At 47.0% G+C, this 17,585-nt stretch carries 8 protein-coding genes, 1 tRNA gene and 1 pseudogene; 5 read left to right on the plus strand and 5 right to left on the minus strand.

The window, feature by feature from the left end; genetic code table 11:
- Nucleotides 1–225 precede the first annotated feature (225 nt).
- Nucleotides 226–1,877: pseudogene (locus AC5JL3_RS18200) on the plus strand (IS1182 family transposase).
- A 255-nt stretch (nucleotides 1,878–2,132) separates the two neighbouring features.
- Here AC5JL3_RS18200 and AC5JL3_RS18205 read toward each other — a convergent pair.
- The 4 genes from AC5JL3_RS18205 to AC5JL3_RS18220 all read right to left on the minus strand — a co-directional run bounded on the left by AC5JL3_RS18205 (nucleotide 2,133) and on the right by AC5JL3_RS18220 (nucleotide 11,712).
- The gene (locus AC5JL3_RS18205; RefSeq protein ID WP_496075825.1) at nucleotides 2,133–4,199 is read right to left on the minus strand and encodes a two-partner secretion domain-containing protein; all 2,067 of its coding nucleotides are present in this window, start codon (nucleotides 4,197–4,199) and stop codon (nucleotides 2,133–2,135) included.
- 185 nt (nucleotides 4,200–4,384) lie between these two features.
- Nucleotides 4,385–9,772, minus strand: coding sequence for a CHAT domain-containing protein (locus AC5JL3_RS18210; RefSeq protein ID WP_496075826.1), 5,388 nt, complete (start codon nucleotides 9,770–9,772; stop codon nucleotides 4,385–4,387).
- Between the two features lie 386 nt (nucleotides 9,773–10,158).
- Nucleotides 10,159–10,245 (minus strand) — tRNA-Ser (locus AC5JL3_RS18215).
- A gap of 222 nt (nucleotides 10,246–10,467) precedes the next feature.
- Nucleotides 10,468–11,712 carry a sensor histidine kinase gene (locus AC5JL3_RS18220; protein WP_496075827.1) on the minus strand — a complete coding sequence of 415 codons (1,245 nt, stop codon included), beginning with the start codon at nucleotides 11,710–11,712 and terminating at the stop codon, nucleotides 10,468–10,470.
- Between the two features lie 288 nt (nucleotides 11,713–12,000).
- On the opposite strand from AC5JL3_RS18220, the gene AC5JL3_RS18225 reads away from it, so the two are divergent.
- From AC5JL3_RS18225 to AC5JL3_RS18240, 4 genes are all read left to right on the plus strand, one after another.
- The gene (locus AC5JL3_RS18225; protein WP_496075853.1) at nucleotides 12,001–14,073 is read left to right on the plus strand and encodes a prolyl oligopeptidase family serine peptidase; all 2,073 of its coding nucleotides are present in this window, start codon (nucleotides 12,001–12,003) and stop codon (nucleotides 14,071–14,073) included.
- 47 nt (nucleotides 14,074–14,120) lie between these two features.
- Nucleotides 14,121–14,888, plus strand: a complete 768-nt coding sequence (locus AC5JL3_RS18230; protein ID WP_496075828.1) for a Uma2 family endonuclease — start codon at nucleotides 14,121–14,123, stop codon at nucleotides 14,886–14,888.
- A gap of 209 nt (nucleotides 14,889–15,097) precedes the next feature.
- A complete protein-coding gene (locus AC5JL3_RS18235; RefSeq protein WP_496075829.1) occupies nucleotides 15,098–15,478 on the plus strand; it encodes a MerR family transcriptional regulator in 381 nt (126 codons plus the stop codon).
- A gap of 128 nt (nucleotides 15,479–15,606) precedes the next feature.
- The gene (locus tag AC5JL3_RS18240; RefSeq protein ID WP_496075830.1) at nucleotides 15,607–16,587 is read left to right on the plus strand and encodes an aldo/keto reductase; all 981 of its coding nucleotides are present in this window, start codon (nucleotides 15,607–15,609) and stop codon (nucleotides 16,585–16,587) included.
- Nucleotide 16,588: 1 nt separating this feature from the next.
- On the opposite strand, the gene AC5JL3_RS18245 is transcribed toward AC5JL3_RS18240, so the two are convergent.
- Nucleotides 16,589–17,461, minus strand: a complete 873-nt coding sequence (locus AC5JL3_RS18245) for an ABC transporter permease (RefSeq protein ID WP_496075831.1) — start codon at nucleotides 17,459–17,461, stop codon at nucleotides 16,589–16,591.
- Between the last annotated feature and the right edge of the window lie 124 nt (nucleotides 17,462–17,585).

Genomic DNA, 17,585 nt, shown 5'->3' on the forward strand with positions numbered 1-17,585 from the left:
TTTCCTAGTCTTGAAAACTATGACGCTTTTTCATGTCTCATTTGAAAACGCTATAGTCATCATTTTTGAGAGTAAACTTTCCCTGAATGTCCCGCTTCACGACTCTCGACTCCCATGTGATACATGGTCTAAGCTTAGCTCGGCTTACCACGTAATACATGGAAAAGCTATGCTGAGAATAGCTTCCATTCCTCTTCCCCCAAGTTTTGTCCCTGGAGGGCAGCTATGTCTCTACATCCGTGCCGCATCAAGCCAGTTCCCCTCACAACTAGCCAAGTTGCTCAAGCCGCTTTTCCCAAAGGCAACTTATATCTAACGATGCGGGACGAAATCGGGACACTCTACAGCGACTGGGACTTTGATACTCTGTTTGCTAAAGATGGTCAACCTGCCGTCTATCCTTGGCGATTGGCATTAATTTGTGTAATGCAATTTATAGAAGGCTTATCAGATCGACAAGCCTTTCCGTTGCGGTTCGCAGCCGTATCGACTGGAAATATGCTTTATCGTTAGAGTTGACTGACCCTGGCTTTGACTTCACTGTGCTGTGTGAATTTAGAAGCCGACTGATCAAAGGTGGGGTGGAACAACAACTTTTAGACCTTCTCCTAGAACTATTCAAAGAGCGTGGGTGGTTAAAGGCGAGAGGTAAGCAGCGAACTGATTCAACCCATGTAGAGGCTGCAATTCGTACTCTTAATCGACTCGAAGGCAATGGGGAAATGCTTCGGGCAGCGCTCAATGCCATTGCTACGGTTGCCCCAGAATGGTTACGCTCTTGGGTTCCCCCAGAGTGGTTTGAGCGATATAGTCGGGCTGTCGATGAGTATCGCTTGCCTAAAGGGATTCCTGCCCGAACCAAATATGCTGAAACCATCGGGGAGGATGGGATACAGTTACTGAAAGCTCTGTGGGAGACTCCTACTGTTAGCTACCTGCGCCAAATTCCAGCAGTGGAAATCCTACGACTGACCTGGATTCATCAATATTATGTCGAGAATGACCAGATACGCTTGCGGGCTGCTACAGATTTACCGCCCGCTGGCACGAGGATAGATTCTCCTTATGACGGAGATGCTCGCTACGGCAACAAGCGTTCTGTCACCTGGATTGGATACAAAGTCCATATTACTGAAACTTGTGATCAAGATGAAGTTCATCTGATTACGAATGTGGAGACTACTCAAGCACACATCAGCGATGTAGACCAGACTGAATCAATTCATAAGTCCCTAGCTTCCATTGCCTTGCTCCCGAACGAGCATATTGTTGATGCTGGCTATGTTGATGCCACTCTACTCGTGACCAGTCGTAAGCAGTATGGGGTGGCAGTGGTTGGTCCAGTACGCCCTAATGTCAGTTGGCAATCTCAGATTCCAGGAGGATATGACATTAGCCAGTTCAAGGTGAATTGGAACACTAAGCGAGTCACCTGTCCAATGGGCAAAAAAAGTACCAAAAAATGAACTCCTTATCAGGATAAGTGGGGCAATCAGGTAATTCGCGTGGGGTTTCCTAGACGGACGTGCCAGCTTTGTCCGAGCCGCTCTCTGTGTACTCGCTCGGATTCTGAACCCAGACGACTAACTCTACGCCCAAAAAAAGAGCATGAACTGCTTCAGTCTCTGAGAGTTCAACAAGAAACGGACGAGTGGAAAAAAATCTATGACACAAGGGCGGGAGTTGAGGGCACAATTTCCCAAGGTGTAAGGGCGTTTGGTTTACGGAAAGCTCGATATACTGGTCTAGCCAAAGTCCAGTTACAGCACATTCTCTCGGCAGCAGCTATTAATGTGGTAAGGATGGTCGCCTGGCTGCAAGGTATGCCTCATGCTAAAACACGAATATCAAGATTTGCTGCACTCGCAATCACCTGAATACTCCCTTGATTGTTAACTCGAATAACTTCTAAATCTCTACTTGTTCCTTCCGAGTAATACATGGATAACTCCCCTTTGCCGTGTATTACTTGGATAAGGATTTTTTGTGAGCGAAGTTAATGCTTGTTTCATTCCCTGCGCTGCTCACTGGAGGCAGTCAATTGTGAAGTTCGCCAACAGTATCAGTCACTACACAGACATCAGGTAGACGCGATGAATCCAACTCGGTTTGGACTCCCGCCTCTCTCAAAGCTACCCACGGATGGGCAAGAGCAGCCCTCTAGTGTCCCCATCAAATAAATAGGCAGAACCGGGACCAGCAACGGTTTTTCCAATATCAAAATCGGGAATGTGATCGGGCGCGCCAATGAGTATGTTGTTCCCGACCCCAGCCATCGACCAGCCAAATAACTCAGCCGCTTTGAGGATGGGGCTAGTGAAGGTAAAGAGCAGCGTTCCCGTGTCTCCATCGAATAAATAGGCAGAACCAGCATCTACTAACCCCCCTGGATCATCAAGAGGCGCTCCAACAAGTAGGTTCGCCCCTGCCTCAGCTACCGACCAGCCAAATCTATCAAATCCTTCAGGCTCAGGATTATTAAGGGTTAGGCGAAGTTCTCCAGTGTTCCCATCAAACAAATAGGCAGAACCAGCAGCCTCCGCCCCTGTACTGTCACCCTGCGCCCCAATTAGTACGTTCGCTCCCACAACAGCCACCGAAAAGCCGAATTCATCTAGTGGTTCGGGGGTAGGATTATCAAAGGTCAAGACCAATTCTCCAGTACTGCCATCAAACAAGTAGGCAGAACCAGCTCTTGCTAACCCCCCTGGATCATCAAGAAAGTCACCAATGAGCAAGTTCGTCCCGTAGGCAGCTAATGAGTAGCTAAATAGGTTATCTGTTGCTGGGGTGGGGCTGAGGAAAGTCGCTAGAGGATTTGTGGCATCTGTGATTGTGATATTTTTTGGGTCGAGCAACAATCTCCCCGGTTCACCTCTTGCCGCGCCTGCATCCACCAACCCCGTAAAAATCAGTAACTCCTTGCCAGAAACCTCAACCGTTCCGCCATCCCCTGACTTTGCCCCACCACGGGCACTGATGTTGCCATAGAAGCGACTCATCTCGTCAGCCCATACAATCACTTGACCACCATCACCATTTCTAAGGGCATCAGCCGCAATTACCGAGTCTTCGCTGATCAGGGTTTGGGAGGCATTGGGTACTGTTCCCTGTCCTTGGTAGCCGCCGCCAAGAAGGACTGCGCCACCACCCCTAGCACCAGAGGCATTAATATTGGCATTGAATATCCCAACCTTGTCACCCAAAACATTCACTGTGCCACCTCTATGTCCAGGGGCTGGATTTGAGGCATCAAGGGTGCCAGAAGCAATTGTGGTTCCCGTTGTAGTTAAGAGCGTAGTACCGGAATCGTTAAGCTGCACCGTTCCAGTTTGGGTAATACTCAGTCCTGTCTCTACACTGCCAACGGCTCCCGTTAATAAAGCTGGTAAATCAGGGGGGGTAATCTGGAGCCACTGCCCTGTTGCTGTGCGTGGGGGTTCAATCTCTAAACTCAGCAGGTGTCCGGTTTGACTAATCTTCACCAGATTCTCACCGGGTAATGCTGCAACTGTGATATTTCCTGATGGTGCAATCAGTTGTCCTGTATTGATTACACTGCCGCCAAGTAGATTTAAATTCTGCCCTTCTAGTACTGCCAGATTCCCGGCATTAATAACAGTTCCAGGTTGGAATAGGTCAAAAGCCAAGTGAGTTGGGGTGCCAATGAGCTTTTGGTAGTCATTTTTCCCAAAGGCGTTGAACCAATTATCGCCAGCAAAGCCAATGCTTGTTGCTGTGGTAGCTGTAAAGTCGGCTGGAACATTCAACCTTGCATTCTCACCAAAGATAATTCCAGCAGGGTTCATCAAGAATAAGTTAGAGTTCCCACCACTGACCTGAATTAGACCGTTAATCAGTGAAGGGTCATTACCTTTAACCCGCGCTAAGATATTTTGAATTTGTGGATTTGACAAAAAATCAGCAATCTGACCTTCGGAGAGTCCAAATTGCTGAAAGCTATGGAAGAGATTTGCTCCATCTCCAGAAAGGGTTCCCCCATCTATTTGGAAGTTGTTGCCATCTGCCGTGACAACCGTACCTGTACCATCAGCGGTAGAGGTAATCGGTTGCGCGATCGCAACAGAAGGAGAAAAAGCATCAAGCGTTAGGCTTAGCAAAGTCGCTCCGAAGGAGCTAGTGAGGCTAAGGGGAAGGATGAAAAATAACCACAATTGGTACACCCAAGCAGATTTCATTAGCAGATAACCCCTAGACCCTCAACTAGACAATCCCTCACCCAATGATTGTGTCTCTACCCATGCCAACCGAGTGATAAATTCTATGAACGTTCGCTCAGAATTGAAATAATAGAAAAGTTTGTTGTTATAGGCGATTGAGGGACTTCCCAAGAAAAGCCACTTTTAGGATTAGGACTTACGCACTACCAAGGATTCCCAATGAGCGTAAATGCTCCCCAGTAAAAGGGATGAGTAAGGCTTTGATCTCCGACTCTGGCTAACTCTGGTGGTAAAGACAACCTTCCCTCACTTGTGACTAACTCGCCAGCTTCAATCCGTACCTCACCCTTGAGCATCGCCAACTGCGCTTGACGTAAGGCTTCTGCTTTAACAGGTGCTGCTTTCAACTGCTGGTAAAACTCACTCATTAACCCCAACGTGCCCTCATCATTGACACCCCATAAACTGGCTAATACTGACTTCACCCCAGCTTGCACTGCTAATCCTGCAAAGCCTAACTCGACTTGTTCATCCCCTACTGCTGTGCGACAGGCAGACAGCACTAATAAATCGACAGGAGGTTTCGTCCACCCTAAAGAGGGCAATTGAATGGGCGGTAATTTCCGATCACTCAACTGAATGTAAGAATTCGTGGGTTTTCCTGGGAGAAATTCGGCATGGGTTGCCAGGTGGATAATGTTATATGAGGAAAGTGCCCGTTGCTGCTTGAGGTTGTCCAAGGTAAAGCCAGAATTGAGGAAGGACTTCCCTTGCCAGGTTTGGGTAATTGTTGCCAACTCCACAGGTACGGCAGGTAAGGGTCGATTATCGCTAAACTCACTCGCTCCCATCGCTAGTACTTGGGCATTACGAAGATCTGAGTAGCGGGGGTCGGTTAGAGATAAGCTAGGCATCAAACTGATACTATACCGCTCGATCGCAAACCCTTTGCCATCATGCAAGGCAGCTAAAGGAGTAGTGCGTAAGCCAGTATCGGTAATGTAAACCAGATTGTTAATGCCTAAGTTTTGTAACTCGGCTTCTAGGGGAGCTAAAAGCCAGTCATACATTTGCTTAGCTGGGGTAAGATAATCGCGAGAATCTCGCCGATTGGTTACGGTTAGGCGGAATTGCTTTGTCACGGCAATCACTTCAGCACGAGTAACGTCTAGAGATTTGCGAATCGGTTTACCTTGTGCTGTAATCAGCATCAGTTCTAGACGATCGCGATCGCTTCGAGTTTGGGAACGCCATACTGATGATTGTCCATTATCTGGCGCTGAGCCTTGAGCTGTTGCCGGGGTCGGTGTCAGGCTTTCGGAAACAAACACGGCGTAAACAACAGCCGACTTAATCCCTGTCTCACTTTCAACACGGCGCAGGAGATTTTGCGCTTCTGCCAAGGTAACGCTTTTGCTTTCACCCAGCCCAAAATAGTTTTCATAATCACGGCTTAATGACTTGTCAGTCTCCAGCGTCTCAGACTCCTCACTTTGAATGGGCAGGAAATTAGTATTTTCTTGAGGACTGGTCAAGTCAACAAAGTTGATCACAGGGTTATCAGGAGGGACTGGAGGGTTGGGATCATCAACACTAATAATCTGAATGTTGCCGTCCTCGCTGATTTCAGTAAAGCGAAACGACTGTAGAGGCGCGATCACAGATTCCCCTCTCGTGATTGCGCCTGCTGTGCCGTTCGTTGTTGCATCACCGACAGCAAAAGGAATTACACCCCCACCCCCATGCCGAATCGTGATATTTCCCCCACCGTTCCCGCCAATTGTGGAAATACTAGCGGTTGAGCCATTAGAAGTGATGAAGGTATCAGTTGCCCGGAAAAACTGATTGGTTGTGATATCCACATCACCCCCTACACCAAGATTCCCTCCTTGGGCGTTGATAGAACTCACTTGAATATCACCACTTGGGTCAAGTGTGACATCCCCCCCATCCCCAGAACTACCGCTAGAGTCAATCACACCTGTGGTAATTGATTCTTTTGCATTGAGGTTAATCTCACCGCCAGTGATTCCAGAACTGGTGATATTACCTGTAGAAATTATTCCGTCGCTACTGCTGAGGTTAATCTCACCGCCAGTAGTTCCAGAACTGGTGATATTACCTGTAGAAATTGCTCCGTCGCTACTGCTGAGGTTAATCTCACCGCCAGTAGTTCCAGAACTGGTGATATTACCTGTAGAAATTATTCCGTCACGACTGGTGAGGTTAATTGCTCCTCCTGCTTGCCCACTAAGCGAGGATGAATCGAGCAATGATGCCTCAATGTTACCAGTCGTCGTTAAGGTAATGCCGCCCCTAGCAGTAATGTCTTGTGCGGTAATGTTCCCAGTGGTAGCGCTGGCAGTGAGATTGCCTTCAATAGTCGTCGGTGTCAGTGTTAAACCTGTAGCGTTGATAATTGTGGCGTTACCTGTTGCCCCGACTGTAGCTACACCAATTGCTCCTGCTACATTCAACTGATCAAGGTTGATATCAGCATTGCTTTGAGTGGTACTAAAGTTACTGTTACCACCAACCGTAATAATACCGCTGTCGTTGAGGTCGCCTGTCGTTGTTTGAATCCCCAAGTCACCCGTGACAGTGGATGTACCCAAGTCAAGCGTTTGGTTATTGGTAAGGAAGAGGTTAGCAGCAACACTGGGTGCAGTGACTTGAGCAATAGCCGTACTCAAGGGGTTAGCAGTGGTTCCGACTGACCCAGTTGTATTGAATACAACTTTCCCACTCGTACCGCCAATGCTAATATCTATGCCACTAGGGGCACTTGCGATCGCACCCGTGTTGAAGGTTAAAGTCTTGTTGTCCGGTAGAGTAAAACCGTTACTGAAGGTAACGTCTCCTCCATATAGGATCAGGTTGAAGGTTTCGTTACTCAGGTCAATTGCCCCTAAAGAGCCGATGTTGACGCTACCTGTATCGCCTGGGTGCCCGATTATAACTGTGCCAGTCGTTTGAAAGGTTGCCAGTTCCTCAGTAGTTAGGCTCAGAATCCCATTAATATCATTGAGAGCAATTGTAATTGCGTCTGTTTTTAAGGTAATGTCGCTACTACCAGCATCAACTACGCTAGTGGGGTCAAGATTGAAGCTATCTGCGTTAAGTGCAATCGCACCTGTTGTGGTCTTGATGCTATTGCCTGCATTCGTTGTGATCTGATCAGCATTCAGCGTAATCGCACCACTGGTTGTTGTAATGGTGCTATCTCCTGCCGTGACAATAGCATCTGCCTGAAGCGTAATGGCACCATTGATCGATTCGATCTCGCCAGCCGTTCTCACATTTTGAGCTTTTATGGCAATCGGACTATTATCCGTAGCGATCGTACCCTGTGCTGTATTGGTGAAAGACTCAGTAGCCTCAAGAGTTACTGCACCACTACCTGAACTGATAGTACCGTTGTTGATCGCCGTCGAATCAGAACCAAGAAAGATCGAACCACTCGTTGAGCGAATAGTGGCATCTGCATCATTGATAATTTGTTCCAACACCTCGACACGAATTATGCCATTGGTTGATTCAATGTTGCCTTGATTGATGAAGTTATTCCCCTCAATCGAAATCTCTCCCGTACTAGAGCTAACGTTGCCTTCATTGATGAAGTTAATCCCATCAATCCTAATTGCTCCCGTACCGGAGGTAACGTTGCCTTCATTGCTGAAGTTCTCCCCCGTAACCGTAATTGCTCCCGTACTAGAGCTAACGTTGCCTTCATTGATGAAGTTGATGAAGTTATCGTTCTCCCCCGTAACCGTAATTGCTCCCGTACTAGAGCTAACGTTGCCTTCATTGCTGAAGTTCTCCCCCCCAATTGAAATCGCTCCCGTACCTGAAGTAATACTGCCCTCAGTGGAAATATTTGTGTCATGAGTAAAGAAAGAGACATTTCCACCACCTGTTTCAATTGAGGCATTGACATTTACTGCCCCCGTATCATTCAGATCAATGTCCGTGAAGAATTCTAGATTGAGTAAATCTCCCCCAGGAACGCTATCAAATATCGGTGCATTGATATTGATATCGTTATAAGCCTCAAGCCTTAGCGTATTGTCCCCCGTTCCTTCAAAGTCAAGCGGAGTGCTTAGAGTAATATCTCCAGCTTCAGTGCCCAGATCTCCCGTCGTGATTTCGACATTAGCACCACCTGTCAACGCTTGAAGAATTAAACCTACACCGAGGATTGCGCCATCGCCATTTGAAGAAAAAGGATTGGGGGTGTTCATATTGGAACTGCCAAAACCCTCAACAATCTCAATATTTTTGGGGTCGATTAGCCAAGTTCCCCCTAACCCTACAGCTGCCGTGACATCAGGTGTGGTAGCAATATCCAAAAATTGACGACTACTGGTTTCGACAAAACCACCATTACCTGAGTTCAAACCACCACGAGCAGTAATATTGCCATGAACACGAGTCGCTTCATCTGCCCAAACGATTACCCTCCCGCCTTCACCATTGCGCCGTGCATTGGCATTAATCCTGGAGTCACTACTTACATAGGTACTCGAAGCATTAGGTAGAGTGCCTTGTCCTTGGTAGTCACCACCCAGCAGTACCGTTCCCCCACCTCTAGCCCCAGATGCATTGATGTTTGCATCAAATAAACCCACTTGGTTACCCAAGACATTCACTGTCCCACCAACCTGTCTCGCTGCTGGATTAGATGCATCAAGAGTACCGGAAATAATCGCTGTCCCGGCTTGAGTCGGAAGGATTGTGCCATTAGTTTGGATTGTGCGATCGCTATTGACAGTTAATCCCGTCTCAACCTCGCTACCTGTTAACAATTCTGGTAGCATCAGCGGTGTAAATGGCAACGATTCTCCCTGTCCATCAGCAGGTAGGGCAAGATCTAAGCTCAAGATTTGCCCGTTCCCTTTGAGACGCACTAAGCCAGTTCCAGGCAACGCCATCACCGTTATGTTGCCACCTGGGCTTCGGAGAGTACCTGTATTAACTACTGTTCCTGCAACGAGGGAGAGATTTTCCCCTTGTTCGACTGTCAAGTCCCCAGCATTAACAATTGCTCCAGCTTGAGCAGAATCAAAGCGAAACGCATCTGGGTTTGCAGCTAAGGCACTATAGTCGTTCGTTCCATACGCCTTAAACCACTCGCCACCAAAGCCAATACCTGTAGCGGTTGTTGCAGTAAATGCGGCTGGAACATTTAAGCTAGCTCCAGAACCAAAAACTATCCCGGCTGGGTTCATCAAGAATAAGTTAGAGTTTCCTCCACTGACTTGAATCAAACCGTTAATCATAGATGGGTCACCACCAACCACCCGTCCTAAGATATTTTGAATCTCAGGATTGGTGAGAAAATTAGCCACCTGACCTTCAGAGAGTCCAAATTGCTCAAAACTGTGGAAGAGATTTGTCTTGTCTCCAGAAAGAGTACCACCGCCTATATCAATGCGATTTCCTTCCGGTGTGACAAGAGTTTGAGTACCGTCAGCCGCTGGTGTAATTGGCTGAGCGATCGCAGGGGAAACTGTAGAAAGCCAAGCTATCCCGTTCCCCATCAAGCAAGCCATGAAACATAACCACGACTTGCGTTGCTGGACAAATTTCATTAGTGCATATCTCCTAAGCCTATGACTTGAAGGCTGTCTCCACAGCTAAATTTATGCACCCTATTCAATATTGCCTTAAGTTCAGGGCGGTTCGGCAGGTACAACGGTTGCACGATAAGCTCTGGGTAAAAGCTAATCCATTGCCAGTCAAGGATGATAGAGATTTTAAGATCTACACATCCTTAACAGAAGTTCAGGTATTTCAGCCTCTTTAGATTTTTCTCTCATCCGATGCTGCAAGGTTATGGAATAGACCTCAGACTGTGCGATCGCTTCTATCGGCGAGAGATACCTGCCTCGACTTCAAACCAATATAAGGCGATCGCTACACCGATAACTTTGCCTGTGGCAGCTCTAAATCCCTCAGTTTTATTCAACTTCAGCTACGGAGAGGGGGGGATTCGAACCCCCGATGATTGTGACACCATAACAGATTTCGAGTCTGCCGCATTCAACCGCTCTGCCACCTCTCCCAACGGGCTTTCGCCTTTTTTAATTTTGCTGTGAGCTTGCCCTAGCATCCATTTCAAACATTCTTTGCCAGTTCACTGTCATATTTGTGGATGGACTAGGCACAGCCTTACAGACTTAGTTTATAGCATAAGAAGCTATTGGACTGCGTTATCTCATATCTAGCACCAGCATCTTATTGAGAAAATACAAGCTTTCTTTGCTTCTGCCTTCTGCCTTCTGCCTTAAGAATGGCTAGATAATGCTTCTTCAACAGTTTTGACACTCAAGGGGAAAATCGCAGTAAAGGTAGAGCCAATTCCTACCTCTGAAACTAACTGAATCTCGCCTTGCAGTAGTTTTACAAGTCTAGAGACAATTGCCAGCCCTAACCCAGTGCTATCGGGTAAGTAGCTGCTACTGTCACCTGCTCGAAAGAAGGGGTCAAAGATATGAGCTTGGTCTTCTGGAGCAATTCCAATCCCCGTATCGCGGACTGAGATAGACCATTGATTATCAGCTAATAGACAGCAGGTAACTGTGACTCCTCCAGACTGGGTGTAGCGAATCGCATTACTAATAAGATTCATCACAATCTGCTGTAAGCGTAACGAGTCTGTCAAAACTTGATCGGGAGCGAGTGAAACGCAACTGCTGGCGCTAGCTGAATCGCAATCAACCACTAACTGTAACTCTTTGGCACAAGCAGAAGGTTCCAGGACTTTTATCACTTCATTGATTAATGAGCGCACGTCTGTTGGCTCTAGACGTAGTTTCATCGTCCCATCCTCATACCGGGAGACTTCTAGTGCGTCGTTAATCAGACGAAGCAATTGTTGTCCATTCCGTAGCACTCGCTCAATGTGATCCAGATTGGCAGAGGAATCTTTTACTTCGTGGTTCTTTCGTTGTTGTTGGCGCAAAAACAAGTTTGAGTAGCCAATAATTGAATTTAGAGGATTTTTCAGTTCGTGAGCAAGATGAGAAAGATTGTCTTGATGAGCGCGAACCATGCGACTCAGTTCTTGATTCGTAAGTGTTAGCTGATTGGACAGATCATGGAGTTCGTGCAAGCGATGCAATGTATAGCTTTTGAAGCACCTAGCAATCATTTCATCGATCGCAAGATCAATCAGACGAACAGCTCGAAGCATTTCTTGCGGTGAACCCAGAAGCAAATCTGGCTCTAAACTCGAAAAGATCACCTGGCGCAATAAGCGGTACTCTCGCGCAATTTCTTCAGCATCATATCCTTGTTCAGCCCTAAGGTCGCCATGTTCTAAACTCTTCTCTACAAGCGTCCGCAGATCGCTTTCTTCAGATTGAGAGAGCATCGTTACGAGCGCCCGAAGGACGAAGGGAAGACCATCACGCACAGCCTTATACGTTAGGTGCTTGGTGCTTTCTATTTCTACATCCTGGCGAACAGCTTCCACCCAGTTTGTGACAATCGTATCAATTTTATTGTTTAGCGCTTGACTAAAATCCATCTGGACTGAGGCTTAACTAAGAAGTGGTCATCTTTTAGGTTAGATTGATCGACTATCTCACTATGCCAAGGCTTGTTCAACCCTCATAGGTAGAGTTCGAGTATCTACATGAAAATAGGTGTTAGGTGGTAGGTGGTAGGTGTTAGGGGAAAGGGATTTTCATCCTTTGAAGCGCCATCCGAGAAGAGCTAAAAATAACTCGTTTGTGCGATCGCATCCACCCCAAGCAACAAGAGAGCGACTGGGATGAGCGCTAAACTAGACAATGCTGCGAATCATCCTCTGTTTATGCAATCTTCCAGTCAAGCCTTTGTCTACCCCTCCAGCCGCCAAGTTGACCAAGTTGATGACTACCATGGCATCCAAGTACAAGACCCTTATCGTTGGTTGGAAGACCCAGATTCAGAGGAAACAAAAGCTTGGGTAGAGGCGCAAAATCAAGTCACGTTTGGGTATCTCAATGAAATACCCGTGCGAGAGCAAATCCGTGAACGATTGACGCAGTTGTGGAATTACGAGAGATATGGGATTCCTTTTAAGCAGGAAAATCGCTATTTCTACTTCAAAAATGACGGTCTTCAGAACCAAAGCGTTCTCTACACTTTAACTTCCCTAGATGATGAGCCAAAGGTGTTGCTTGACCCCAACACCCTCTCAGAGGACGGCACTGTTGCGCTGTCTGGTTTAGCCCTTAGCGAAGATGCCAAATTTATGGCATATGGTCTTTCTACATCAGGTTCAGACTGGAAAGAGTGGAAAGTTCTTGATGTCGAAACGGGTGAGAATCTTTCTGATCATCTTCAGTGGGTAAAATTTTCTGGTGCGTCTTGGACTCATGATGGTCAAGGCTTCTTCTACTGTCGCTACGATGAGCCGAATGAGGCGACTAAATTAGAAGACATTAACTATTACCAAAAGCTTTACTATCACAAGCTGGGTACATCACAGTCAGACGATATTCTCATTTATCATCGCCCTGACCAGAAAGAATGGATGTTCGGGGCTGGTGTTACAGAAGATGGTCGCTATCTGATTATTTCTGTTGACCAAGGAACTGACCCAAAGAACCTAGTTTTCTACAAAGACTTGGCAAATCCAGATTCTCCAGTAGTGGAACTGATTAGTGAGTTTGAGGCTAACTATAGCTTGATTGATAATGATGGTTCAGTCTTCTGGTTCCGCACAGATTTAGATGCTCCTCGTGGTCGAGTTATTGCTATTGATATCAACAATCCAGCACGGGAGAATTGGCAAGAAATCATTCCTCAAACGGCTGAAACTCTTGAAGGGGTTGGCGTACTTAATAATCAGTTTGTTGCTGACTACCTGCAAGACGCTCGTTCTTCGATTAAGATTTTTAACCTAGATGGTTCTTTTGTTCGAGAGGTAGAGTTACCAGGAATTGGTTCTGCTGGTGGTTTCGGTGGCAAGCGCTACGATACTGAAACGTTCTATACCTTCACTAGTTTCACAACACCACCAACCATTTATCGGTACGACATGGTGAGTGGTGAAAGTACAGTTTTTCGTGAGCCAACTGTAGACTTTAACCCGGATAATTACGAGACGAGACAGGTTTTCTACAGCAGTAAAGATGGTACACGAGTACCAATGTTTATCACTTACAAAAAGGGATTGCTGCTAAATGGAAATAACCCAACTCTTCTGTATGGCTACGGTGGTTTCAATGTCTCCCTAACACCTAGTTTCTCAGTCGGCAGAGTGGTGTGGATGGAGATGGGTGGTGTCTATGCAATCCCTAATCTGCGTGGTGGTGGCGAGTATGGCGAGGAATGGCATCAAGCTGGAACCAAGCTGAATAAGCAGAATGTTTTTGATGATTTCATTGCGGCGGCTGAGTGGTTAATTAAAAACGGGTACACTGCTCCTGAGAAACTTGCGATCGCAGGTGGGAGTAATGGCGGTTTGTTAGTGGGTGCTTGTATGACTCAGCGTCCAGATTTATTTGCTGCCGCTTTACCTTCTGTGGGTGTACTCGATATGCTGCGCTTCCACAAGTTTACAATCGGCTGGGCGTGGTGTTCAGATTACGGTTCCCCAGAAAATCCAGATGAGTTTGAGGCGTTATATGCTTATTCGCCGTTGCATAATCTCAAAAGCGGAACGGCTTACCCAGCAACGATGATTATTACGGCTGATCATGATGACCGTGTAGTTCCTGCTCATAGTTTCAAATTTGCGGCGGCTTTGCAAGCAGCTCATGCTGGGGAGAAGCCTGTGTTAATCAGAATTGAAACGAAGGCAGGACATGGTGCAGGCAAGCCAACGTCTAAGATTATTGAGGAAATTGCGGATGAGTGGGCTTTCTTGGTGCGATCGCTAAATATAGAAGTTAGCTAAACGCATTGATACACTTTAGGTAATATCTTCGCTTGAGGGTCAAGCCAATGGTTCTCGAAGTTCCAGCCATCAAAACAGAACCAACCGTCACTTGGGAAGCCCTGCCAGCCGACTTCTTTTTACCCGATGACCCCGTGGAAAATATTCAACAGCCCCCTCTTGCCGCCGCCCTCACTGATGCGCTGGGAGCAGACGGACGCATCCATCCAGAGAGGCTGATTGGCTCAAACTTTGGCCTAGTTGCAAACGTGAATAAAAAAATTGTGGTCAAAGCACCAGACTGGTTCTATGTGCCCCAAGTATATTCCGTAGCAGAGGGTACCATTCGCCGCAGCTACACCCCAAACTTAGAGGGGGCACCCGTTGCTGTTGTCATGGAGTTCCTCTCCCAAGAAGAAGGCGGTGAACTGTCGGTGCGATCGACTCCACCCTATGGCAAACTCTATTTCTACGAACGGATTCTACAAATACCCACTTATGTCACCTACGATCCCTACGAACCCAGCTTGGAAGTACGGTGTTTGCAAAATGGACGATATGCTTTACAAGCAGCCGATGCCCAAGGGCGAGTGTGGATTCCGGAGATAGAACTGTTTCTAGGGATATGGTTAGGGGAGCGTCTCCAGCAAACCATGAACTGGCTGCGTTGGTGGGATGGGGCAGGCAATTTATTACTGTGGAGTGCAGAACAGGCAGAACAGGAACGTCAACGGGCAGAACAAGAACGCCAACGGGCAGAACAAGAACGCCAACGGGCAGAGATATTAGCAGCGAAGTTGCGTGAGCTTGGAGTTGATCCAGATCAGCTCACCTAAAGCAAGCAACTTAAATGCTCCTGCCACTTGCTTTACACCATAAATTCAAGTCGGCGCTCTTTTGATTAAGTTCACTCTTATAGAATCCATGAGATGAGGCAGATGATGTTTTGTGGCAAACAAGGCTTGACCTCTATAGAAGAACTCGCTACATTCAAATTAACGTTAACGTCAAGGTTAAAACAAGCCAACAAAACGTGACTGACAAAATGCGGATCGGGGAGCTTGCTGAAAAAGCTGGTGTAACGCCTCGAACAATTCGTTACTACGAAAATTTGGGGCTGCTTGGTCCGAGTGAACGTGAAGGCAAAGGCTTTCGCTACTACACAGAGGTTGAACTCGCTCGACTCCGCAAGATTGATGCGCTCAAATCCCTTGGCCTCACCTTAGAGGAAATTGGTAGCATTCTTGACTTGTTCTTTGAGGAGCCAACAGTGTTGCAGGGTAAGCAGAAATTGATGGAAATGCTAGTTGCTCACCTCAAGGAGACTGATGTCAAGCTCGAAGCCCTAGCGCAGTTTCGTTCTGAATTACAGGCTAATATTGCCAAAATCCAGAACTGGATCGACGAGCAAACTAAAAGCCAGTAATTTTTTTAGACTTAATTTAACGTTAACGTCAACGTCTATACTCAATAAAAAGTATGAGTTGAGATTGGTACTGCGAGAATTACCGATTCAGAAGGATTTCGTTAATTGAGAAAACAAGGAGAAAAAACATGAAAAACCGCAAACTCGGAAACCAAGGCTTAACTGTTTCGGAACTGGGACTAGGATGTATGGGAATGTCTGAGTTTTATGGAACAGGTGATGAGGCGGAGTCGATTGCAACAATTCACCGTGCCCTCGAACTCGGATTGACGCTGCTGGATACCGCTGATATGTATGGAACTGGCGCGAATGAACAGCTTCTCGCTAAGGCAATTGCTGATCGGCGCGATCGCGTTGTACTCGCCACAAAGTTTGGTATCCTTCGTAGCGAAGACAAGGGATTTCGTGGTGTCAATGGTAGCCCTGAGTATGTGCATCAAGCCTGTGATGCTTCACTACAAAGGCTTGGAGTAGATTACATTGACCTCTACTACCAGCACCGAGTCGATCCGAATGTACCAATTGAGGAGACAGTTGGCGCAATGGCGGAGTTGGTACAGCAAGGCAAAGTACGCTACTTAGGTCTGTCTGAAGCCTCTGCTAACACTATTCGTAGGGCGCAAAGCGTCCACCCGATTAGCGCTTTGCAGTCAGAATACTCTCTGTGGAGTCGCGATCCAGAAGATGAAATTCTTGCCACTGTCCGTGAGCTAGGGATTGGCTTTGTCGCTTATAGCCCGCTTGGTCGAGGCTTTCTCTCAGGAAGCATCACTAGTCCGGATGATTTGGCGGCTGATGACTTCCGCCGGAATTCACCGAGGTTTCAAGGTGAGAATTTTTACAAAAATCTCCAACTAGTCGAGCGAGTCAAGGAAATCGCGGTTGAAAAGGATGTTACCCCCGGACAACTAGCACTTGCCTGGTTGCTTGCCCAAGGAGATGATATTGTGCCAATTCCCGGAACAAAACGCCGAGTTTATGTTGAGGAGAATATTGCCGCAACGGAGATTGAACTCACTCAAGAAGATCTTCAGCGTATTGACGAGGTTGCTCCTAAGCAGGCTGTGGCTGGCGATCGCTATTCTGACATGAGTAGTGTCAATCGTTGAGTTAACGATTCCCTCGTGGATCGAGAGCATCGCGTAAACCGTCACCGAGTAGGTTAAAGGCTAAGACAGTCAGCGTGATAAATAAACCAGGGAACAAGATAGTCCAGGGTGAAGAGAGAGAATAACCAGCTTTGAAAGCATCCGAGAGCATCGTCCCTAATTCAGGTGTGGGCGGTTGTGCGCCTAAGCCCAAAAAGCCTAATCCAGCCGCTTCTAGAGTTGCGGTACCTATTGAAAGCGTTGCCTGTACTACTAGTGGGGCAAGGCTTGCAGGTAAGATGTGGCGAAAAATGATGCGCCCGGATGTTGCCCCAAAGGCTTTTACTGTCTGGACAAATTCTTGTTCTCTGAGCGAGAGTACCATGCTGCGAGTGAGTCGGATGAAAATTGGGATTTGCACAACTCCCACAGCAATCATCACACTGGGTACACTGGGGCCTGTTACCGTAACAACTGCGATCGCTAAAAGAATTGAGGGAAATGATAAGAGGATATCAGTCAACCAGCCAATCAGCGTTTCCAGCCAACCCCGGAAGTATCCCGCCACCAGCCCTAACAGGACACCGATAATCAGTCCTAGCAATACAGAGACTAAACCAATAAACAGTGAAGTTCGTAACCCATACCAAACAAGGTCAAGGATATCTCGTCCTAAACCATCCGTACCGAACCAATGGGCAATAGTTGGCGCTTTCAGACGCGCTGCATAATCTCGGTCTGTTGCGGGGTCATATGGATTGATAATTGGAGCCAGTAGCGCCATCAACACGAGTACTGTGGTTAAGACAAGACCGATTTTCCCTGAAATTGATTTTGACAATCGTGCGATCGCATTCCAGGTATTTGCACTCCAAGCGTTTGCCGCAATAGTCATAAAAATTAGTTGTTCGTTATTGGTTGTTGGTTGTTAGTAGCAAATCATAGATATTCAGCCATCAGTTTTCCTTAGTTCCTGGACTCTTTCCAACAACTAACAACTAAAAACCAACAACTAAAAA

This window comes from Symplocastrum torsivum (assembly GCF_059505465.1).